This window comes from uncultured Arenimonas sp. (genome assembly GCF_963976025.1).
GTDB lineage: Bacteria > Pseudomonadota > Gammaproteobacteria > Xanthomonadales > Xanthomonadaceae > Arenimonas.
On record NZ_CAXBJS010000011.1, the window covers coordinates 1 to 20,841 of the forward strand.

Annotated in this window: 16 protein-coding genes and 1 pseudogene; 9 read left to right on the forward strand and 8 right to left on the reverse strand. The window is 68.5% G+C overall.

Features of this window, described 5'->3' with window-relative positions:
* The first annotated feature begins 337 nt into the window (after window positions 1-337).
* Entirely contained in the window at window positions 338-862 is a 525-nt protein-coding gene (locus tag AACZ35_RS01600) for a hypothetical protein (protein ID WP_339825257.1), read from the forward strand.
* Between the two features lie 52 nt (window positions 863-914).
* Here AACZ35_RS01600 and AACZ35_RS01605 read toward each other — a convergent pair whose 3' ends face one another.
* Window positions 915-1,526, reverse strand: a complete 612-nt coding sequence (locus AACZ35_RS01605; protein WP_339825260.1) for an OmpW family outer membrane protein — start codon at window positions 1,524-1,526, stop codon at window positions 915-917.
* Window positions 1,527-1,913: 387 nt separating this feature from the next.
* On the opposite strand from AACZ35_RS01605, the gene AACZ35_RS01610 reads away from it, so the two are divergent.
* From AACZ35_RS01610 to lpdA, 4 genes are read left to right on the forward strand one after another with little or no spacing between them, the layout of a single operon-like run.
* On the forward strand, window positions 1,914-3,281 hold the full coding sequence (locus AACZ35_RS01610; protein ID WP_339825262.1) for a dihydrolipoyllysine-residue acetyltransferase: 1,368 nt from the start codon (window positions 1,914-1,916) through the stop codon (window positions 3,279-3,281).
* 7 nt (window positions 3,282-3,288) lie between these two features.
* Window positions 3,289-4,347 (forward strand): mechanosensitive ion channel domain-containing protein, encoded by a 1,059-nt coding sequence (locus AACZ35_RS01615; RefSeq protein WP_339825264.1) that lies wholly within the window; start codon window positions 3,289-3,291, stop codon window positions 4,345-4,347.
* Between the two features lie 21 nt (window positions 4,348-4,368).
* Window positions 4,369-5,934, forward strand: coding sequence for a carbon-nitrogen hydrolase family protein (locus AACZ35_RS01620; RefSeq protein WP_339825267.1), 1,566 nt, complete (start codon window positions 4,369-4,371; stop codon window positions 5,932-5,934).
* 26 nt (window positions 5,935-5,960) lie between these two features.
* Complete coding sequence (gene lpdA, locus AACZ35_RS01625; RefSeq protein ID WP_339825269.1) at window positions 5,961-7,700, forward strand: dihydrolipoyl dehydrogenase; 1,740 nt, start codon at window positions 5,961-5,963, stop codon at window positions 7,698-7,700.
* A gap of 263 nt (window positions 7,701-7,963) precedes the next feature.
* On the opposite strand, the gene AACZ35_RS01630 is transcribed toward lpdA, so the two are convergent.
* From AACZ35_RS01630 to AACZ35_RS01660, 7 genes and pseudogenes are all read right to left on the reverse strand, one after another.
* Window positions 7,964-9,331 (reverse strand): SLC13 family permease, encoded by a 1,368-nt coding sequence (locus AACZ35_RS01630; protein ID WP_339825272.1) that lies wholly within the window; start codon window positions 9,329-9,331, stop codon window positions 7,964-7,966.
* Window positions 9,332-9,387: 56 nt separating this feature from the next.
* A pseudogene (locus tag AACZ35_RS01635) lies at window positions 9,388-9,666 on the reverse strand (Na+/H+ antiporter subunit G); the annotation flags it as partial.
* On the reverse strand, window positions 9,663-9,932 hold the full coding sequence (locus AACZ35_RS01640) for a K+/H+ antiporter subunit F (protein WP_339825274.1): 270 nt from the start codon (window positions 9,930-9,932) through the stop codon (window positions 9,663-9,665). The gene AACZ35_RS01640 and the pseudogene AACZ35_RS01635, both read right to left, overlap by 4 nt.
* Entirely contained in the window at window positions 9,929-10,414 is a 486-nt protein-coding gene (locus AACZ35_RS01645; protein WP_339825276.1) for a Na+/H+ antiporter subunit E, read from the reverse strand. The genes AACZ35_RS01640 and AACZ35_RS01645 overlap by 4 nt, the downstream gene beginning before the upstream one ends.
* Window positions 10,411-11,937, reverse strand: a complete 1,527-nt coding sequence (locus tag AACZ35_RS01650; protein WP_339825278.1) for a monovalent cation/H+ antiporter subunit D — start codon at window positions 11,935-11,937, stop codon at window positions 10,411-10,413. Before AACZ35_RS01650 ends, AACZ35_RS01645 begins: the two co-directional genes overlap by 4 nt.
* Entirely contained in the window at window positions 11,937-12,293 is a 357-nt protein-coding gene (locus AACZ35_RS01655) for a Na+/H+ antiporter subunit C (protein WP_339825280.1), read from the reverse strand. Before AACZ35_RS01655 ends, AACZ35_RS01650 begins: the two co-directional genes overlap by 1 nt.
* A complete protein-coding gene (locus tag AACZ35_RS01660) occupies window positions 12,293-15,058 on the reverse strand; it encodes a monovalent cation/H+ antiporter subunit A (RefSeq protein WP_339825282.1) in 2,766 nt (921 codons plus the stop codon). The genes AACZ35_RS01655 and AACZ35_RS01660 overlap by 1 nt, the downstream gene beginning before the upstream one ends.
* Window positions 15,059-15,203: 145 nt before the next feature.
* On the opposite strand from AACZ35_RS01660, the gene AACZ35_RS01665 reads away from it, so the two are divergent.
* The 4 genes from AACZ35_RS01665 (at window position 15,204) to AACZ35_RS01680 (ending at window position 20,841) form a co-directional block, all read left to right on the forward strand.
* Window positions 15,204-16,067, forward strand: coding sequence for an NAD-dependent epimerase/dehydratase family protein (locus tag AACZ35_RS01665; RefSeq protein ID WP_339825284.1), 864 nt, complete (start codon window positions 15,204-15,206; stop codon window positions 16,065-16,067).
* Between the two features lie 112 nt (window positions 16,068-16,179).
* Complete coding sequence (locus AACZ35_RS01670; RefSeq protein ID WP_339825286.1) at window positions 16,180-18,207, forward strand: DUF1302 domain-containing protein; 2,028 nt, start codon at window positions 16,180-16,182, stop codon at window positions 18,205-18,207.
* 17 nt (window positions 18,208-18,224) lie between these two features.
* Window positions 18,225-19,592: a DUF1329 domain-containing protein gene (locus tag AACZ35_RS01675; RefSeq protein ID WP_339825288.1), complete on the forward strand. Its 1,368-nt coding sequence runs from the start codon at window positions 18,225-18,227 to the stop codon at window positions 19,590-19,592.
* A gap of 91 nt (window positions 19,593-19,683) precedes the next feature.
* Window positions 19,684-20,841 carry a YCF48-related protein gene (locus tag AACZ35_RS01680; RefSeq protein WP_339825291.1) on the forward strand — a complete coding sequence of 386 codons (1,158 nt, stop codon included), beginning with the start codon at window positions 19,684-19,686 and terminating at the stop codon, window positions 20,839-20,841.

Here is a 20,841-nt window from a genome sequence, read left to right on the forward strand (position 1 = left end):
AACTGCGCGGGACCTGGCCCGGTGCCGGCCCGGAGTCGACCGTGGCTTCGGGCACCGCTTCGGCTTCCGCGGCCGGTGCCGGGATGGCGGTGGCTGCATCGTCGGTGGTCGGTTCGGGTGCCGGCGAGCATGCCACCAGGGCCAGGGTGGTCAGTGACAGCAACAGGGCAGGGCGCATGGCGAACCTCCGGCACGGACGCCCACGATGCCGCAGGGTTTCGGCGCCGGCAAGCTGAACGGTCCCGGGCCAAAAGCCGGCGCGGGGTCAACCCGCGCGCCCGGCGGGCGTTTTGTAGGGACAAGGGCGGAATCCACCGCCAGGAAACGGAGAACACCCATGCGCAAGACCCTGCTTTTCACCGCGTTGGCCCTGGCCAGTGGACTCGTGATGGCGCAGCAGGCCGCCCCGGCCAAGCCCGGCGCCGACCGTGAAGCCGCGCGTGCCGAATGGCGCGCCAAGGCCGACGCCCGCTTCGCCGAGGCCGACAAGGACGGCGACGGCCAGCTCGACCGCATCGAGGCCCAGGGTTTGAACGAGCGCCTGGCCAAGAACTTCGAGCGCGTCGACGCCAATTCCGACGGCGAGATCAGCCGCGACGAGATGGCCGCCATGCGCGCCAGGATGCACCACCACGGCCGCAAGGCCGGTCGCCGCATGGGCTACATGCAGGGTCTGGTCAAGGGCATGGACGACGACGGCAACGGCGCGATCAGCCGGGCCGAGCTGGGCGACAAGGCGCCGAAGCTGGCCGAAAACTTCGCCACCATCGACAGCGACGGCAACGGCGAACTGAGCCAGGACGAGATGCGCGAATTCCGCAGGGCGCGCCACGCCGAGCGGCAGGCGGCCAATACCAACTGAAGGCGGGTGTGGGTGCGGGCGGGGCGCGGGGGCGCCCCGCCCGCGGATGGGATCAGAAGCGCAGGCCGGCGCTGATGCCGTAGACGATCGGGTCGACCTCGGCGGTGCCGACGTTGCCCAGGGTTTCCACGGTCACGTCGGTTTCAAACGACAGGCGGCGCACGTCGGCGCGAATGAACACGTTGTCGCTGACGAACCAGTCCAGGCCGGCGCCGAAGGCGATGCCGTTGGCGTTCGAGCCATCGATGCCCAGGCCGGAAAGCGCACCCAGGGTGCGTTCACCGGAAACATTCACCCAGCCGTAGCCCAGGCCGATGAACGGGCGCACGGTGCTGTCCGGGGCGAAGTGGTAGTTCACGCTCAGCGTGGTCGGGCGGTGCTCGACGCTGGCCGCGGTGCCCAGGCCCGCCAGCGACACCTCGTGTTCGAACTTGGCCAGGCCCGACCACAGTTCCACCGACCAGTTGTCATTGAAGGAATAGGCCGCGCTGCCGGTGAGGCTCCAGTCGTCGTTGACGGTGGCATCGGCGCCGGCCAGCTGGCCATTGTCGGACTTCGGGTCGGTGTTCTGGTAGCCCAGGGTCAGGCTGAAGGCCTGGGCATTGGCGCCGGAAGCGGCAAGCGCGGCGGCGAGGGCAAAGCTGGTCAGCACGAGACGTTGCATGGGGGATCTCCTGGCGTTCAGTGAGGGGCCGGCCGGCGACCGGTTCGCAAAGGCTGCGCCGCCGGTGATCAAACCGCGGTGAGCCCGGCGCCAAGGCCGGGTGAAGCCAACGCCCGATGAACGCCGGGGAACCATCGTCCCTGCCCCGTGTCCCAAATGGCACAGGTGCCGTCAGGATATCCGGGCGACCCTGTGACTCCCCGCAAGGTGAAGATCGGAAGCAGACCCTTGGCGCAAGGGCCTTTATGGTCCCGTCCGGATGCGAACAGCACGCGTGTCCCAAGGCGTTAGCGCTGCCCAAGCCCCCCAGGCATCCCCCGGGGGGTTTTTTTTGGGGCCAACCGGGGGACAATGGAAAACCCTCCGTTTAACAACCCCAGGTGGACCATGGCCGAGCTCAAGGAAGCGCGGGTGCCGGATATCGGCGACGACAAGGACGTGCCGGTGATTGAAGTGCTCGTCAAGCCGGGCGACACCGTCAGCAAGGACCAGGGCCTGGTCACGCTGGAGTCGGACAAGGCGACGATGGAAGTGCCTGCGCCCTTCGACGGGGTGGTGCGCGAGGTGAAGGTGAAGGTCGGCGACGAGCTGTCCGAAGGTTCGGTGGTGGCGCTGATCGAGCCCGCCGCGGAGGCTGCGGACAAGCCGTCGGCGAAAGCCGAAGCCAAGCCCGCGCAGAAGACCGAAGAAAAGCCCGAGTCCAGGGCCGAAGCCGCGCCTGAAGCCAAGCCGGAGCCCAAGTCCGAGCCCGAGCCCAAGTCCGGGCCGGTCCAGCCTTCGACGCCGGCCATGAACGCCGGCAACCCGCATTCCCCGCCGGTCACCTTCGATGCCGAAGCCCTGATGCCGGGCAAGGTGCCGCACGCCAGCCCGGCGGTGCGCCTGTTCGCCCGCGAACTGGGCGTCGACCTCGGCCAGGTCAGCGGCAGCGCCCGCGGCGGCCGCATCAGCAAGGAAGACGTGCAGGCCTACGTGAAGTCGGTGATGGCCGGCGGCGGCGCCGCGCGTACCGGCGGCGGTGGCGGTGGCCTGGACCTGATTCCCTGGCCCAAGGTCGATTTCGCCAAGTTCGGCGAGGTCGAACGCAAGCCGCTCTCGCGCATCCAGAAGCTCAGCGGCGCCAACCTGGCCCGCAACTGGGCGATGATCCCGCACGTCACCCAGTTCGAAGACGCCGACATCACCGAGATGGAGGCTTTCCGCAAGCGCCTGGGCGAAGAAAACAAGGACACCAAGGTCACGCCGCTGGTGTTCCTCATCAAGGCCGCGGTGGCGGGCCTCAAGAAATTCCCGGCCTTCAACGCCTCGCTCGACGGCGACGAGCTGGTGCTCAAGCAGTACTTCAACATCGGCATCGCGGTGGACACGCCCGATGGCCTGGTGGTGCCGGTGATCCGCGACGCCGACCGCAAGGGCCTGCTGGACCTGGCCCGCGAACTGGGCGAGATCAGCGCCAAGGCCCGCGACAAGAAGCTTTCGTCGGCGGACATGCAGGGCGGCTGTTTTTCGATCAGTTCGCTCGGCGGCATCGGCGGCACGGCCTTCACGCCGATCATCAATGCGCCCGAAGTGGCCATCCTGGGCGTTTCGCGCAGCGCCATGAAGCCGGTCTGGAACGGCAAGGAGTTCGCGCCGCGGCTGATGCTGCCGCTCAGCCTCAGCTACGACCACCGGGTGATCGACGGCGCCGCCGCCGCGCGTTTCACCAGCTACCTCTCGCAGGTGCTGGGCGACCTGCGCCGGCTGCTGCTGTGACGGGTTCATGAGCGCACCGGCCGCACAAGCGACCCGCAATGCCGGCGAAACGGCCGTCGCCGGCGAAGGCTGGTGGAACCAGGTACTGGTTGAACTGGGCGGCGTCAGCCTCACCCCGGCGGGGCTGACGGGCGCGGTAAGCGTCTTCGTCGTTGCCTGGCTGGTGTCGCTGGTGTTTCGCCGCGGCCTGGAGCGGCTGTCCTCGCGCAAGGGCACGCGCGACCGCCGCGCCGCCATCTATACCGTCGGCCGCATCGTGCACTACCTGCTGCTGTTTGTTGCCTTCCTGGTGGCGCTCGAAGTCATCGGCCTGCCGGCCAGCCGTTTCGCGGTGTTCGCCGGCGCGATCGGCGTCGGCCTGGGTTTTGGCCTGCAGGCGATCTTCAACAACTTCATCTCCGGCATCATCCTGCTGTTCGACCGCAGCCTGAAGGTCGGCGATTTCGTCGAACTCGAATCGGGCGTGCACGGCGAAGTCAGCGACATCAACATCCGCGCCACCCGCATCACCACCAACGACAACATCGAAATCCTGGTTCCCAACTCCGAGTTCGTCAGCGGCCGGGTGGTCAACTGGACCCACAACGACGTCTCGCGCCGCCTGCGCATTCCCTTCGGCGTGGCCTACGGCAGCGACAAGGAAACCGTCAAGGCCGCGGCCCTGGAGGCCGCCGCCGCCGTGCCCTTCACCCTGGCCCAGGACGGCCCGCGCCGGCCGCAGGTGTGGCTGACGGAATTCGGCGACTCCAGCCTGAACTTCGACCTGGTGGTCTGGCTGACCGCCGAAGCCACCAAGCGCCCGTCGGCGGTGAAGGCCGCCTACAACTGGGAGCTCGAAACCGCACTGGCCAGGCATGGCCTCGAGATCCCCTTCCCGCAGCGCGACCTGCACCTGCGCAGCGCCTTCGGCCTGCGCGACAAGGACGCCTGGGCGGCCCTGGGCCGGCCGGCGCCGAAAGAAACACAGGATTCACCACCGCCGGTGCGGTCCGGCGGCAACGACGCCACCGAAGACGTCAAGCGAGAAATCGCCGAGGCCCCGGCCAAACCCGGCCCCGAAGAGTGAACCTACAACCAAGGATTCTTGATGCCCCGTAGCGACGACGACAGCCGTTCCAAACTTTTCGTGCGGCTTGCCACGCGTGCCGATATTCCCGCGATCATCGCGCTGTCCGCGCGCACCTACGGCGAGCACATGGCCTATACGCCCGAAATGGTCGGCGGCCAGCTCACGCAGTTCCCGGGCGGCCAGTTCGTCGCCGAATACGACGGTGAAGTGGTGGGCTATTGCGCCACCTTCTGCATCGCCGAAGCGTTGGCGCTGGCGCCGCACGGCTGGCGCGAGATCACCGGCGGCGGCTACGCCTCGCGCCACGACGTCGCCGGCGACTGGCTCTACGGCATGGAGGTGTGCGTGGACCCGGCGCGCCGCGGCCTGCGCATCGGCCGGCGCCTGTACGATCGGCGCAAACGCCTGTGCATGCAGCTCGACCTCAAGGGCATCGTCTTCGGCGGCCGCCTGCCGGGCCTGGCCAAGCGCTTCAAGCAGTTTGGCAGCGCCCAGGCCTACGTGGACGCGGTCGAGGAGGGCAGGGCGCGCGACATGGCGCTGTCGTTCCAGCTGAGCAACCAGTTCGAAGTGATCGGCGTGCTTTCCGACTACCTGCCGTCCGACCATGAATCGCTGGGCTATGCCGCCCACCTGGTCTGGCGCAACCCGAGCTTTTCCGACCATCCGGAAATCCGCAAGGCCCAGCTCAGCGGCGACCTGCCGTTGGCGGTGCGCGTGGCGACGGTGCAGTACCAGCAGCGCCGGATCAAGACCTTCGAGGAATTCGCCACCCAGATCGAATACTTCGTCGACATCGCCGCCGACTACCGCAGCGACTTCGTGGTCTTCCCCGAGCTGATCACGCTGCAGCTGCTGTCGATCGAGAACAAGCCGCTGTCGCCGTCCGATTCCATCCGCACCCTGACCAAGTACACCACCCAGTACCGCGACCTGATGCACAAGCTGGCGGTGTCGTACAACATCAACATCATCGGCGGTTCGCACCCGACCCAGATGGACGATGGCGACATCCACAACATCTGCTACGTGGCCCTGCGCGATGGTTCCATCCACGAGCGCGAAAAGATCCACCCCACGCCCAACGAAGTGCACTGGTGGAAGATCGCCGGCGGCGACGCCGCCGAGGCCATCCCCACCGACTGCGGCCCGATCGGCGTGATGATCTGCTACGACTCCGAGTTCCCGGAGCTGGCGCGCCACCTGGTCGACCAGGGCGCGATGATCCTGTTCGTGCCCTACTGCACCGACGTGCGCCAGGGCCACCTGCGCGTGCGCTACTGCTGCCAGGCGCGCGCGATCGAGAACCAGGTGTACGTGGTCACGTCGGGCAACGTCGGCAACCTGCCGGGCGTGAACAACTTCGACATCCAGTACGCGCAGAGCTGCATCATCACGCCCTGCGATTTCCCGTTCGCGCCCGAAGGCATCGCCGCCGACACCACGCCCAACGCCGAGCAGGTGGCCTTCGCCGACCTGCGCCTGGACGACCTGATGCAGGCCCGCGCCTCCGGCACCGTGCAGAACCTGCGCGACCGCCGCCACGACCTCTACCAGACCACCTGGAAAAAGCGCCGCGTTTGAGGCGCCTGGAACCCCAAGGAAAGACCATGGCCAAGACCATTGAACTGAAGGTGCCGGACATCGGCGACGACAAGGACGTACCGGTGATCGAGCTGCTGGTGCAGCCCGGCGACACCGTCGCGAAAGACCAGGGCCTGGTCACGCTCGAATCCGACAAGGCCACGATGGAAGTGCCGGCCAGCGACGCCGGCGTCATCAAGGAACTGAAGGTGAAGGTGGGCGACACGGTGTCGGCCGGCGACGTGCTGGCGATTGCCGAGGTGGAAGAGGGCGGGCAGGAAAAAGCGGCCTCTCCACCGCCTGTGCCCCCCTCTCCCGCCAGAGCGAAGCCTTCGTCGTCCTCCGGCCGCGACGCCGACATCACCTGCCGCATGCTCGTGCTCGGCGCCGGCCCCGGCGGCTACACCGCTGCTTTCCGCTCCGCCGACCTGGGCATGGACACCGTCCTCGTCGAACGTTATGACGCCCTGGGCGGCGTCTGCCTCAACGTCGGCTGCATTCCTTCCAAGGCCCTGCTGCACGCCGCCGAAGTGCTGGTCGAAGCCAGGCACGCGGCCGACTTCGGCATCAGCTTCGGTGAGCCGAAGATCGACCTGGACAAGCTGCGCGGCCACAAGGAAAAGGTCGTCGGCCAGATGGTCAAGGGCCTGGCGGGCATGGCCAAGCAGCGCAAGGTGCGCACGCTCACCGGCACCGGCAAGTTTGTTTCCGCCAACGAGCTGGAAGTCGAAGGCAAGGACGGCAAGCAGCTCGTGCGCTTCGAACAGTGCATCATCGCCGCCGGCTCGCAGCCGGTGAAGCTGCCGGCTTTCCCCTGGGACGACAAGCGCGTGATGGATTCCACCGACGCGCTGGAACTGGCCGACGTGCCCAAGCACCTGCTGGTGGTCGGCGGCGGCATCATCGGCCTGGAAATGGCCTGCGTGTACAGCGCGCTGGGCAGCGAAGTCACCGTGGTCGAGTTCATGGACCAGCTGATGCCGGGCGCCGACAAGGACCTGGTCAAGCCGCTGGCCGACCTGCTGAAAAAGCGCGGCGTCGCCGTGCACCTGGGCTGCAAGGTTACCGAGGTCGCCGCGAAGAAGGACGGCCTGCACGCCAGCTTCGAAGGCGGATCCAAGCCCGAGCGCAGCAAGTTCGACCGCGCCCTGGTGTCAGTGGGCCGCGCGCCCAACGGCGGCAAGATCGCCGCCGACAGGGCCGGCGTCGAAGTCACCGACCGGGGTTTCATTCCGGTCGATCGCCAGATGCGCACGAACGTGCCGCACATCTTCGCCATCGGCGACATCGTCGGCCAGCCCATGCTGGCCCACAAGGCCACGCACGAAGGCAAGCTGGCCGCCGAGGTGGCCTTTGGTGAAAAGAAGGAATGGGTCGCGCGGGTGATCCCCTCGGTGGCCTACACCGATCCGGAAATCGCCTGGGTCGGCGTCACCGAAACCGAAGCCAAGGCCAAGGGCCTGAAGGTCGGCGTGGCCAAGTTCCCGTGGGCGGCCTCGGGCCGCGCCGTTGGCATCGGCCGCACCGAAGGCTTCACCAAGCTCATCTTCGACGAAGCCACCGACCGCATCATCGGCGGCGGCATCGTCGGCGTGCACGCCGGCGACCTGATCACCGAAGTCGCCCTGGCCATCGAAATGGGCTGCGAAGCCGCCGACATCGGCCACACCATCCACCCGCACCCGACGCTCAGCGAGTCGGTGGGCATGGCCGCCGAAATCCAGGACGGCAGCATCACCGACCTGTACATCCCGAAGAAGAAATAAAAACGCCCCGGCGATTCATTCGCCGGGGCGCCGATCCCGACGCGGCGCTCCTGCCCCGGTGCGAGGCGGCGGGATTCGTGGCTAGATTCTCAGGAGGGCGCTGAACGCCGCCTTTGCGCGGCGTGCTCCTTGGGCTCGCCTTGGATACTGGGGGCAGGGCGCCCGCCAATCCATTCGATTTTTCCCATGCCAGCGATAGGCGCTGACTATGATCTCGTGGAAGCGACTTCAGTCCCCCTGCCCTTGGCCTTCGGCCAAGGGGTTCAGGAGAAGGCGAACCAGCAGACGGTGCAGATGACCGCGGCGGCCAGCACGTTCAGCATCGCGCCCTCGCGGAACATGCGCTGGGCGCTGACCAGTCCGCTGCCGTAGGCGATTGCGTTCGGCGCCGTGGCGACCGGCAGCATGAACGCACCGCTGGCGGCCAGCACCGCCGGGAACATCAGCAGCGCCGGGTCGACGCCGATGGCCACGCCCGTGGCGGCCAGGATCGGCATCATCAGCACCGCCGTTGCCGTGTTGCTGGCGATCTCCGACATCATCAGCACCGCCACCACGATCACCACCAGCAGCAAGGGCAGCGGCAGGTTGCCCAGGCCGGCCAGGTGCCCCGCCAGCGCGCCGCTGAGCCCCGAAGACTGGAACGCCGTCGCCAGCGCGATGCCGCCGCCGAACAGCACCAGCGCGCCCCAGGGAATCGACTCCGCCGTTTCCCAGTCCAGCAGCCGGCTGCCCTTGCCGTCGGGGATCACGCACATCAGCACCACCGCCAGCAGCGCCACCGCCGCGTCGTTGGCGCCCGGCATAAGCAGCCAGCTGCTCCAGCCGCCGAAGGGTTCGGTGCGCGTCACCCAGGCCAGCGCGGTCAGCGCAAACACGATCACCACGCGGCGCTCGCCCGGCGTCCAAAGCCCAGCGGCCGGCAGCTGCGCCGCCGGCGTGCCGGCCAGGCCCCGGCCCAGCCACCAGCCCACCATCGGCAGCAACAGCAGGACCACCGGGATGCCGATGCTCATCCAGTCCAGGAAGCCATAACGCGTGCCGGTGGTTTCCGAATACACCTGCATGAACACCAGGTTCGGCGGCGAGCCGATCGGCGTGCCCAGGCCGCCGATGCTGGCCGAATAGGCGATCGCGAGGATCAGCGGCGCCTGCAGGCGCTTGTCCGGGTACACCTGCAGGATCGCCAGCGCCACCGGCAGCATCACCAGGGTGGTGGCGGTGTTGGAAATCCACATGCTCAGCGCGCCGCAGGCCGCGATGAACCCGAACAGCAGGCTGCGCCCGCTGCTGCCGCCGAAGGCGCGCACCATGCCCAGGGCCAGCCGGCGGTGGGCGCCGCAGCGTTCGAGCGCGCGTGAAAGCATGAAACCGCCACCCAGCAGCAGGATCAGTTCGTGGCCATAACTCTGGGCGACCTGTTTGGCGTCGAGCACGCCCAGCACCGGGAACAGCGCCAGCGGCAGCAGCGCCGTGACCGGCGCGCGTACGGGTTCAAGCACCCACCACAGCGCGCACCAGCCGGTCATGCCCAGCGTGGCCGCCAGCGCGTGCGGGCTGCCCTGCGACGTGGCGAAAAAATAGAGCGAAACCGCGAGCAGCGGGCCGGCCGGCAGGGCAAGCCGGCGCACGCTCAGGCGTCCCCGTCCTGGCCGGGCGGCGGTCCGGGCCGCAGCGAGGCGTCGCTGGCCAGGGCAGCGCGCGCCACCAGGTAGGCGCTGACCGGCGCGGTCATGAACAGGAACAGCGTGATAAGCAGCTCGCGCAGGCTGGGCACGCCCTGCATCGCCTGCCACAGCATGGCCGCCAGCAGCACGCCTCCCACGCCCAGGGTGCTGGCCTTGGTCGGGCCGTGCAGGCGCTTGAAGATGTCGCCCAGCTTGGCCAGGCCCCAGCTGGCGACCAGGGCAAAACCGGCGCCGGCCAGCAGCAGCACGCAGACGAGGATTTCCAGGGCCTGGTTCATTCGACGATGTCTCCGCGGATGACGTACTTCGACAACACGATGGTGGTGACGAAACCCAGCATGGCGATGATCACCGCCGCCTCGAAATAGATCGTGCTGGCGTCGCGCAGGCCCGCCAGCACCAGCAGCGCGATGGTGTTCACCGACAGGGTGTCCAGCGCCAGGATGCGGTCGGGAATGCCGGGCCCGCGCAGCAGGCGGTACATATTGAGCACCATCGCCAGCGCGAAGGCGCCCATGGCGATGTCGATGCAGGTCTGGATCATGGGAAGACCTCCCGCAGCGGCGCTTCGTAGCGCGTCTTGATCTGGGCGATGGCGGCGTCGGCGTCCTCGAGATGCAGGAAGTGCACCAGCAGGTGCCGCTGGTCGGGCGAAAGTTCCGACGACACCGTGCCCGGCGTCATGGTGATGATGCCGGCCAGGGCCGAGATGCCGTGCCGGTTGGTGAGGTCGAGCGGAATCCAGACGAAGCATGGTCGCATCTTCGATTCGCGGCCCAGGATGCGCCGCGCCACTTCGATATTCGACAGCACGATGTCCCACAGCACGACCACCACCAGCCGCGCGGCGACGCCGGGCCGGCGCATGTGCGCGCTGTCCTCGCGCAGGCGCTGGGCCACCAGCGGCAGGAACACCGCCAGCACGGCCGCCAGCAGCACGTGCGCCGGGTCGGTGGTGGCCACCAGCAGCAGCCACACTACGAATACGGACACGCTCAGCAGTGGCGCGGGCAGCCAGCGCTTCATGGTTCCACCCCCGGCTTGGGCAGGGCGCCGCGCACGGCGTCGATGTAGGCGGCCGGTGCCACCAGCTGGGCACCGGCGTCCTGCGTGTAACGCAGCACCGGGCCACCAAACACGCTCAGCAGCACGCCCATGGCCAGCAGCGCCAGCGTGGCGCCGACTTCGGATTTACGCAGCCGCGGTATCGCCCCCGGCGGGGCGGGCTCGCCGCCCTCGCGCCAGAACAGCTGGCTGGCCGCGCTGGCCAGGGCCACCAGCACCATCAGGCTCGTGCCCAGGATCACCGGCCAGATCCAGCCGGCCTGGGCATCGGGCACCGCCGCCAGCAGGCTGAACTTGCCGACGAAACCCGACAGCGGCGGCAGGCCGGCGACCGACACGGCGGCGACGAAGAACATCAGGCCGAGCAGGGTGCGGTGTTTCATGTGGTCGAGCTTGCGCAGGCTGTCGCCGGCGTTGTCGCGGTTGCGGCGGATCAGGTCGGCCAGCAGGAACATCGCGCCGCCGACCAGCGTGCTGTGCAGCAGGTAATAAAGGCCCGCGCCCAGCGCTTCGGCGCTGGCCAGGCCCAGGGCGATGAACAGCGTCGCCGCCGAACCCAGCACCAGGTAGGCCGCCAGCAGGCGGATGGACGGCGCCGCCAGCGCGCCCAGCGTCGCCAGCACCAGCGTGGCCGCGCCCAGCGGCAGCAGCCAGGGCCAGGCCAGGTTGGCCAGCTCGCCGGCTTCGGCGCCGAACACCAGGGTGAACACGCGCAGCACCGCGTACACGCCCAGCTTGGTCATCACCGCGAACAGCGCGGCGACCGCGGCCGGGCTGCGTGCGTAGGTTTCCGGCAGCCAGAAGTACATCGGCAGAAGCGCCGCCTTGGCGCAGAACACCACCAGCAGCAGGCCCGCGGCCGCCTTCAGCGGCGCCGCCTCGGCGGCCGGCATGGCCGCCACGCGAACGGCGACTTCGGCCATGTTCAGCGCACCGGTGATCCCGTAGATGTAGCCCACCGCGAACAGGTACAGCGTGGAAGCGGTGATGTTGAAGGCCACGTAGTGCAGGCCGCTGCGCACGCGCGCACCGCGGGCGCCGCTGAGCAGCAGGCCGTAGGAGGCGATGAGCAGCACTTCGAAGAACACGAACAGGTTGAACAGGTCGGCGGTGAGGAAGGCACCGTTCAGGCCCATCAACTGGAACTGGAACAGCACGTGGAAGTGCAGCGCGCGCCGGTCCCAGCCGCCCGTGGCGAACCACAGGCAGGGCAGGGCCAGCAGGCTGGTGGCCAGCAGCATGATCGCCGACAGGCGATCGGCGGCCAGCGTGATGCCCATCTCCGCCGCCCAGTTGCCGACCAGGTAGACCCGCGTGCCGCCGTCGTCGGCCTGCAGCGCCAGCGTCGCCGCCACGGCCACCAGGCCGGTGCAGGACAGCAGGCCGACAAAGCGATGGACGGCGATGCGCCGCGTCGGCACCAGCAGCAGCACGATCGCGGCCAGCAGCGGCAGCAGGATCGGCAGGATGGTCAGGTGCGCCATCACGGGCGGTCCTCCCGGCGCGGTTCACTGCCGTCGACGTGGTCGCTGCGGCTGTCGGACCGGCTGCGCACGGCGGTGACCAGCAGCACCGCGGTCATGGCGAAGGCGATGACGATGGCCGTCAGCACCAGCGCCTGCGGCAGCGGGTCGGAGTGGTTGGCCAGGGTCGGGTCCAGGGCCTTGTCCAGGATCGGCGGTTTCGCCACCGCCAGCCGGCCCATGCTGAAGATCAGCAGGTTCACCGCGTAGGAAAGCAGGGTCAGCCCCAGGATGATGTCGAAGCTGCGCGCCCGCAGCAGCAGGTAGACGCCGGCCGCGACCAGGGTGCCGATGAAGATCGAAAGCGCCAGTTCCATCAGCGCGCCCCCCCGTGCAGCGGCGGTCGCACCGCGGCCATCATGCCCAGCATCAGCAGGCTGCCGGCGGCCACCACCAGGTACACGCCGATGTCGAAGACCATGGCGCTGGCCATGGGCAGCTTGCCCAGCAGCGGCACGGCCACGTAGTCGGTGTGGCTGGTCATGTAGGGGTAACCGAGCACCCAGCTGCCAACGCCGGTGAGCAGGGCCAGCAGCAGGCCCAGGCCGATCACGCGCGGGTAGTCGAAGCCCAGGCGCTGTTCCATGTACTCATTGCCCGACAGGACGTACTGCAGCAGCACCGGCACCGCCAGCACCAGGCCGGCGATGAAGCCGCCGCCGGGCAGGTTGTGGCCGCGCAGGAACAGGTACAGCGACACCGCCAGCGCCAGCGGCAACAGCAGGCGCGCCACGGTGTTGGGAATCACCAGCGGATCGGGTGGTCCTTCGACGCGGCGTTCGGGCAGCATGCGCGCCCGCCGCAGCAAGGCGTGCACCACCAGGCCGGCGATGCCGAACACGGCGATCTCGCCCAGGGTGTCGAAGCCGCGGAAGTCCACCAGGATGACGTTCACCACGTTGCTGCCGCCGCCCTCGGGCAGGGACAGGGCCAGGATCTGCGAAGCCACGGTGTCCAGCGGCCGGGTGATGATGGCGTAGGCCAGCGCCGCGACGCCGCCGCCGGCGGCCAGCGCGATGGCGGCATCGCGCCAGCGCCGCAGCTTCGAGGGTTCGGGCGCGGACTCGGCCGGCAGGTAGTTCAGCGAAAGCAGCATCAGCGCGATCGTCACCATTTCCACCAGCAGCTGGGTCAGCGCCAGGTCGGGCGCCGACAGCAGCACGAAGGCCAGGCTGACCGCCAGGCCGACCGCGCCCATCACCACCAGCGCCAGCAGGCGGCGGCGATGCAGCACGACGGTGGCCACGGTGGCGACCATGCCAATGCCCCAGACCAGCCAGGCCAGCGGCGGCATCGGCTGCGACCGGCCGCTGAAGACAAGATCGGACGACAGGAAGGGCACGATGCCCAGCGCCAGTGCCGACAGCACCACCAGCAGCAGGTAACGCTGCAGGCTGCCGTTTTCCAGGCGCGCGGTGAGCTTGCCGGCCAGGCGCACGGCTTCGGCCACCTTCCATTCGTAAAGGCGGCGCCCGCGCGAGTCGTAGCTGATGCCGTACAGGTCGATAAGCTTGCGGATGCCGAAATACAGCGCGATGCCGGCGGCCAGGCCGAACAGGCTCATCATCAGCGGCGTGTTGAAGCCATGCCAGATGGCCAGGCTGTAGTTGGGCACGTTTTCACCCAGCACGCCCTGGGCGGCGGCGTGCAGCACCGGTGCGATGGTCAGCGCCGGCGCGACGCCCACGGCCAGGCACAGGATCACCAGGATCTCGACCGGGATGCGCATGAAGCGCGGTGGCTCGTGCGGCTCGCGTTCGATGCGCACCGGGCCTTCGCCGAAGAAGGTGTCGTGCACGAAGCGCAGGCTGTAGGCCACGCCGAAGGCACCGGCCAGCACCGCGGCGCCGGCGATGCCCCAGCGCATGAACATGTGGCCGCGGATCTCCAGCGCTTCGGTGAAGAACATTTCCTTGGACAGGAAGCCGTTGAGCAGCGGCACGCCGGCCATCGCCAGCGAGGCGATGATCGCCAGGATGGCGGTGTAGGGCAGCACGCGCAGCATGCCGCCCAGCCGGCGCATGTCGCGGGTGCCGGTTTCGTGGTCGATGATGCCGGCGGCCATGAACAGCGAGGCCTTGAAGGTGGCGTGGTTGAGGATGTGGAACAGGCCGGCCACGACGGCCATCGGCGTCGACAGCCCGAACAGCAGCGTGATCAGGCCCAGGTGCGAGATGGTCGAATACGCCAGCAGGCCCTTGAGGTCATGCTGGAAGATGGCGTGCCAGCTGCCCACCAGCAGCGTGATCGCGCCGACGCCGCTGACCAGGTAGAAAAACAGGTCGCTGCCCGCCAGCGCCGGATGCAGCCGCGCCAGCAGGAACACGCCGGCCTTCACCATCGTCGCCGAGTGCAGGTAGGCCGACACCGGCGTCGGCGCCGCCATGGCATGCGGCAGCCAGAACTGGAAAGGGAACTGCGCGCTCTTGGTGAACACCGCCAGCAGCACCAGCACCAGCGCGTAGGGATACAGCGGGCTGGCGAGGATCTGCGGCCCCGAAGCCAGCACCACGTCGAGTTCGTAGCTGCCGGTGATGCGGCCCAGCAGGATCACGCCGCCCAGCAGCGCCAGGCCGCCGGCGCCGGTGATTGCCAGGGCCATGCGGGCGCCGTCGCGGGCGTCCTGGCGGTGGCTCCAGAAGCCGATCAGCAGGAAGGAGCTGATCGAGGTGAGTTCCCAGAACACCGCCAGCAGGATCAGGTTGCCGGCGATCACCATGCCCAGCATCGCGCCCATGAACAGCAGCAGGAAGGCCAGGAAGCGCGGCATGCTGTCGTCTTCCGACAGGTAATAGCTGGCGTAGAGCACGATCAGCGCGCCGATGCCCAGCACCAGGCCGGCGAACATCCAGGCCAGTCCGTCGAGCCGCAGCGACAGGTCCAGGCCCATGGCCGGGATCCACGGCACCAGGCTGCGCACGCCTTCGCCCGACATCACGTCGGGGGTCATCAGGGCCAGCAGCACCAGCCCGGCAACCGGCGCCAGCCCGGCCAGCCAGGCGGCCGCGCGGCGCTGGTGGTCGGGCAGCAGGCCCACCAGCAGCGCGAGCACGAAAGGGGTGGCCAGCATTAATCCGAGCATCGCGTTCCTTGCCTGGCCGCGCTCGGGCGGCCAGGGGCCGGGGCGGCGGTTTCGGGTGTCGTCGCACGACAAAGTTGGCCGTCGAGTCTAGCGCATCGATTCGCTAAGGCGCCGTGCACGCGTGCCCCGCGGGTATGCTCGGGGCATGGAAAACCACGCGGAACAGGCGCAGGGCTGGGGCGTGTTCGGCTTGACCGGATTGGTCGGCGAGTCCGTGCGCGCGCTGCTTCGGCCGGGCGATCCGCTGGAATGGGCGGTCACCCGGCAGCCGCCCACGCAAGCCGACGGGCTGCCCTGGATCGTCGGCAGCCTGCCCGGCCTGGCCGACCCGCCGCCGGTGATGGCCATCGCCAGCCTCGGCCCGCTGGACGCTTTCACCGACTGGTTTGAAGCCTCGGCGCTGGCACCGCGCCGGCTGGTGGTGCTGGGTTCGACCAGCCGGCACGGCAAGGCCGGTTCCCCGGATCCGGACGAACGGGCGCTGGCCGAACGGCTCGCCGACTGCGAGGCCCGGCTGGCGGCCACCTGCGAACAACGCGGCAGCGCGCTGACCCTGCTGCGCCCGACCCTGATCTGGGGTCGCGGCCGCGACCGGAACCTGTCGCGCTGGGTGGCGCTGGCCCGGCGCTGGCGCTGGCTGCCGCTGCCGCATACGGCCCGCGGGCTGCGCCAGCCCGTGCACGCCGACGACGTGGCCGCGGCGGTGTTGGCGGCGCTGCGCGCGCCGGCGCCGGTACCGGGTCATTTCGACCTGCCGGGCGGCGAGACCCTTCCTTATGACGCCATGGTGGCGCGCTGCCTGGCGGCGGCTGCGCCGGGCGCGCGGCTGCTGCGGGTGCCGGCGCCGCTGTTCGCGCTGGGCCTGGCCCTGGCCGGGCGACGGGGCCCGGGGCCCGGGGTCGTGGCCCGCCTGGATCGGGACCTGGCCTATGACGGCGGGCCTGTCAGGGCTGCGCTGGGCCTGCCGGCCAGGCCGTTCAGCCCGGGGCCGGGCGACTTTCCGGGCTGACCATACGCATCAGCATTGCCATTTCCTAACGAACTATTAATATGCCTAGAGGAAATGCTCTAGAGTTCCACCCACCACCCAGTCGTCGATCTGAACCCCAGGGGAAGCACCCATGAAGAAACTGCATGCAAACCACGGGCAGGTCGCTCGTGCCCGCCTCGCCGCCGCCGTCGCGCTCGGCCTGCTTATGGCCCCGGCCGCGCAGGCCATCGAGTTCTCGCGTGGCGAGCTCCAGGGCAGCTTCGACACCACGGTGTCGTACGGCTACTCCTGGCGCGTCGAGGAACAGGATCCGAACCTCATCGCCAAGTCCTGGTTCAACCCGCTGCTGTGCACCCAGAACGTGCCGCTGGGCGCGATCCCGGTCGGCCCGGGCCGCTGCACCAGCACCGGCGGCGTGCCGGGTTCCCCGGAACAGATCGCCGCGATGGGCCGCTTCTCGGCCAACCGTGACGACGGCAACCTCAAGTACGACGAAGGCGACGCCATTTCCAGCGCGATCAAGCTGACTTCCGAGCTCAGCCTGAACTACCGCGACTGGGGCATGTTCATGCGCGCCACGTACTTCTACGACTTCGAGAACGAAGGCCGCGACGACCTCACCGAAGAAGCGCAGGACCGCATCGGCCAGCGTTTCCGCATGCTCGACGCCTTCGTGTTCAAGAACTTCGCGCTGGCCGACGACGGCAGCCTGGCCGGCACCGTCCGCCTGGGTCGCCAGGTCGTCAGCTGGGGTGAAAGCACCTTCATCCAGAACGGCATCAACGTCATCAACCCGGTCGACCTTTCGGCGCTGCGCGTCGCCGGCGCCGAGCTGCGCGAGGCCTTCCTGCCGATCGACATGCTGTACGGCTCGATCAGCCTGAGCGACAACGTCTCGCTGGAAGCCGTGTACCTGTTCGAGTTCGAGGAAATCGAAATCGATGCCGCCGGCACCTATTTCAGCTCCAACGACTTCGCCAGCCCGGGCGGCACCTACGTGATGCTGGGCTTCGGCACCACGCCGCAGCCGGTCTACAACCCGGAACGCTTCTTCAGCACCTGCTACAACGGCCCGGCCGGCTTCGCCACCTCCGACCGCTTCGCCGACCTGGCCGCGATCTACGGCCCGGCCACCGCCGGCCAGATCATCGCCATCGGCTGCGGCAACGCGGTTGGCCGCCTGCCCAACCGCAACGCCCGCGACGACGGCCAGTACGGCATGGCGCTGCGCTGGTTCGCGCCGGCGCTGAACGAAACCGAGTTCGGCTTCTACTTCCTGAACTACCACAGCCGCGTGCCGCTGCTGTCGGGCCGCGCGGTCGACAACCCGCTGGTCGGCGCCGCCTCGGGCCGCTTCTTCGCCGAGTTCCCGGAAGACATCCAGCTCTACGGCATGAGCTGGAACACCACGCTGCCGGGCGGCGTCGCCTGGCAGGGTGAAATCAGCCATCGCCCGAACATGCCGCTGCAGGTCGACGACGTCGAGCTGCTGTACGCGGCGCTGACCCCGCTCAACCCGTTCATCCCGGTGCCGGCGCTGCAGTTCAACAGCCAGCTGGGCAACTATGCCCTGGGCCAGGAAGTGCGCGGCTGGCGCGAGCATGAAGTCAGCCAGATCCAGATGACCTTCACCAAGCTGTTCGCCGACGTGCTGGGCGCCAACCAGCTGGCCCTGGTCGGCGAAGTCGGCGGCACCGAGGTCTGGGACCTGCCCGCGCATTCGGAACTGCGTTACGAAGGCGAAGGCACCGACACCGGCGGCGGCTGCGACGTGGCCGACACGCTGGCGGCCGGTTTCCCGGGCGCTGGTGCGCTGGCCTTTGGCTGCCTGCGCAACCCGCAGACGCTGACCGGCGGTTTCCCGACCGCGTTCTCGTGGGGCTACCGTGTGGCGGCCCGCGCCGACTACAACGGTGCATTCGGCACGCCGATCACGCTGTCGCCACGCATCGCCTTCAACCATGACGTGAGCGGCATCACCCCGGGACCTGGCGGGAACTTCCTGGAAGGTCGCAAGTCCCTGACCCTGGGCGTTGAAGCGAACTACCTGCAGCAGTGGGTTTTCGACCTCAGCTACACCTCGTTCAGCGGGGCTAAGCCATACAACCAGATCCACGACCGCGATTTCGCGGCGTTCACCGTCAAGTACTCGTTCTGAGCCCAGGAGGCATTCGGATGAAGATCAACAGGAAACACGCACTGGCCATCGCCGCCGGCGCCGTCCTTGCCGCTGGCACCGGAATGGTGCAGGCCGCGGTCAGCGCCGAGGAAGCGGCCAAGTTGGGCCGTGAACTCACCCCGGTCGGTGGCGAGAAGGCCGGCAACGCCGCCGGCACCATCCCGGCCTGGGATGGCGGCATTACCCGTCCGCCCGCGGGCTTCCGCGTCGGCCAGTTCCACACCGACCCGTTCGCGGCCGACAAGCCGCTGTACTCGGTCAGCCGCGCCAACGTCCAGCAGTACGCCAACGTGCTGACCCCGGGCCAGAAGGCGATGTTCGCCAAGTACCCGACCTTCCGCATGGACGTGTACCCGACCCGCCGCAGCGCCTCGTTCCCGCAGCGCACCTATGATTTCACCAAGCGCAACGCCACCCAGTGCCAGCTGGTGTCCAACGGCGAAGGCGTGCAGAACTGCGCCGAGGGCATTCCGTTCCCGATCCCGAAGAACGCCTACGAGGTCATCTGGAACCACAAGCTCAAGTACAAGGGCCTGTCGGTCATCAGCTACTCGAACCAGGCCGCGCCCACCGCCAGCGGCAATTTCACGCTGACCAAGGTGCGCGAGGAACTGCTGGGCCTGTACTACAAGCCGGGCAATACCTCCGAGAACATCAACAACATCCTGCTGTACTTCAAGCAGGAAGTGCTCGGCCCGGCGCGTCTGGCCGGCCAGGTGCTGCTGGTGCACGAAACCCTGAACGCGGCCGCCGCGCCGCGCCAGGCGTGGGTCTACAACCCGGGCCAGCGCCGCGTGCGCCGCGCCCCGAACGTGGCCTACGACAACCCGGGCACCGCCTCGGACGGCCTGCGCACCAATGACATGACCGACATGTTCAACGGCGCCATGGACCGCTTCGACTGGGAGCTGGTGGGCAAGAAGGAAATGCTGGTCCCGTACAACGCCTACAAGGCGCACAGCGACAAGACCAAGGTTGCCGACCTGATCCGCCCGGGCCACCTCAACCCCGACCACATGCGTTACGAACTGCACCGCGTGTGGGTGGTCGAGGCCAAGCTCAAGGAAGGCATGCGCCACATCAACAGCCGCCGCACCTTCTACGTGGACGAAGACAGCTGGCAGATCATGCTGATCGACCACTACGACGGCCAGGGCAACCTGTGGCGTTATTCGGATGCGCCGTCGGTGAACTACTACGAGGTGCCGACCTTCTGGTCCACCCTCGAAACCCACCACGACCTCAAGTCCGGCCGCTACATCACCATGCTGCTCGACAACGAGGACAAGGTGCGTGACTTTGGCTACCAGAGCACGCCGGCGAACTACTCGCCGCAGAACCTGCGCACCTCGGGCGTGCGCTGATCCACGAGTGAAGGAAACACCAGCCGCGCCCGAAAGGGCGCGGCTGCGTTGAGGGCCCCGCAAGACGCGGGGAAGCCGGAAGGGGGAAACGATGTCGAGCAAGCCAATCAACCGCACGCGCCTTGCGGGTGCCCTGCTGCTGGCGATGCTGCTGCCGCTGGCGGCACAGTCCCAGGACGAGCAAGCGCCCGCAACCGACGACATGGCCGAAGAGGCCGCGCCCGCCGCCGCCGACCCGGCCACGCTGGACGCGGAAATGATGCCGCGCGCCAGCCAGTCACTCTTGCTTGATGTGGTGCAGACCGCCGCGGGCTATTTTGTCGTCGGCGAACGCGGCCACATCCTGGTGTCGGAAGACGGCCAGGACTGGAAGCAGGCGCCGGTGCCCACCCGTTCCACCCTGACTTCGATCACCAGTGCCGACGGCGTTCTCTGGGCCGGCGGCCACGACGGCGTCATCGTGCACTCCACCGACGGCGGCCAGACCTGGACCCGTCGCCGCACGCAGGTATGGACCCCCGACTACGCCGACCCGCTCGATGGCGTGCCGGTGATGGACGTGCTGATGGTGGACGGCATGACCGGCTTTGCCGTCGGCGCCTACGCCATGTTCCTGGAAACCACCGACGGCGGCGTCAGCTGGTCGCCGCGCGGCATCATCAATTACGACGAGCCGGAACCCGAGGCCGAACCCGCGCCGGAAGCTGCCGCCGAACAAGCGCCCGCCGCCGACGACTGGACCTTCGACGCCTCCGACCTCGAACTCGAGGCCGAGTCCGACCCGCATCTTTACGCCATGGCGCGCACCGACGAAGGCCACCTGGTCATCGCCGGCGAACGCGGCGCCTTCTTCCGTTCGACCGACGGCGGCCAGAGCTGGGAACGCGACCGCCTTCCCTACGAAGGTTCGATGTTCGGCATCCTTTCCTTCGGCGGCCAGCACCTGCTGGTGCATGGCCTGCGTGGCAACGTGCTCGAGTCGCATGACCTGGGCCGCAGCTGGACCACCGTCGAGACCGGCGTGAATACCTCGCTGATGGGCGGCCATGCGCTGGCCAACGGCGGCGCCATCCTGGTGGGCGCCAACGGCGTCGTGCTGACCCGCCCGGACGGCGACTCGCCGTTCACCGAAACCCGCTTCGAGATGGCGAACGGCGAAACGCCGAACCTCACCGGGGTCCTGCCGGCCGGCGATGCCGGCTTCATCGTGGTCGGCGACAAGGGCGCCGCCCTGTTCCGCCCGCAGTAA

Bases quoted from the DNA above. Each gene is read 5' to 3' on its own strand.
- AACZ35_RS01600 (WP_339825257.1), top strand. From the start codon at position 338: ATGCGCAAGACCCTGCTTTTCACCGCGTTGGCCCTGGCCAGTGGACTC.
- AACZ35_RS01610 (WP_339825262.1), top strand. From the start codon at position 1,914: ATGGCCGAGCTCAAGGAAGCGCGGGTGCCGGATATCGGCGACGACAAG.
- AACZ35_RS01650 (WP_339825278.1), bottom strand. From the start codon at position 11,937: ATGGCGCACCTGACCATCCTGCCGATCCTGCTGCCGCTGCTGGCCGCG.
- AACZ35_RS01645 (WP_339825276.1), bottom strand. From the start codon at position 10,414: ATGAAGCGCTGGCTGCCCGCGCCACTGCTGAGCGTGTCCGTATTCGTA.
- AACZ35_RS01670 (WP_339825286.1), top strand. From the start codon at position 16,180: ATGAAGAAACTGCATGCAAACCACGGGCAGGTCGCTCGTGCCCGCCTC.
- lpdA (WP_339825269.1), top strand. From the start codon at position 5,961: ATGGCCAAGACCATTGAACTGAAGGTGCCGGACATCGGCGACGACAAG.
- AACZ35_RS01640 (WP_339825274.1), bottom strand. From the start codon at position 9,932: ATGATCCAGACCTGCATCGACATCGCCATGGGCGCCTTCGCGCTGGCG.
- AACZ35_RS01655 (WP_339825280.1), bottom strand. From the start codon at position 12,293: ATGGAACTGGCGCTTTCGATCTTCATCGGCACCCTGGTCGCGGCCGGC.
- AACZ35_RS01605 (WP_339825260.1), bottom strand. From the start codon at position 1,526: ATGCAACGTCTCGTGCTGACCAGCTTTGCCCTCGCCGCCGCGCTTGCC.
- AACZ35_RS01620 (WP_339825267.1), top strand. From the start codon at position 4,369: ATGCCCCGTAGCGACGACGACAGCCGTTCCAAACTTTTCGTGCGGCTT.
- AACZ35_RS01660 (WP_339825282.1), bottom strand. From the start codon at position 15,058: ATGCTCGGATTAATGCTGGCCACCCCTTTCGTGCTCGCGCTGCTGGTG.
- AACZ35_RS01675 (WP_339825288.1), top strand. From the start codon at position 18,225: ATGAAGATCAACAGGAAACACGCACTGGCCATCGCCGCCGGCGCCGTC.
- AACZ35_RS01615 (WP_339825264.1), top strand. From the start codon at position 3,289: ATGAGCGCACCGGCCGCACAAGCGACCCGCAATGCCGGCGAAACGGCC.
- AACZ35_RS01680 (WP_339825291.1), top strand. From the start codon at position 19,684: ATGTCGAGCAAGCCAATCAACCGCACGCGCCTTGCGGGTGCCCTGCTG.
- AACZ35_RS01665 (WP_339825284.1), top strand. From the start codon at position 15,204: ATGGAAAACCACGCGGAACAGGCGCAGGGCTGGGGCGTGTTCGGCTTG.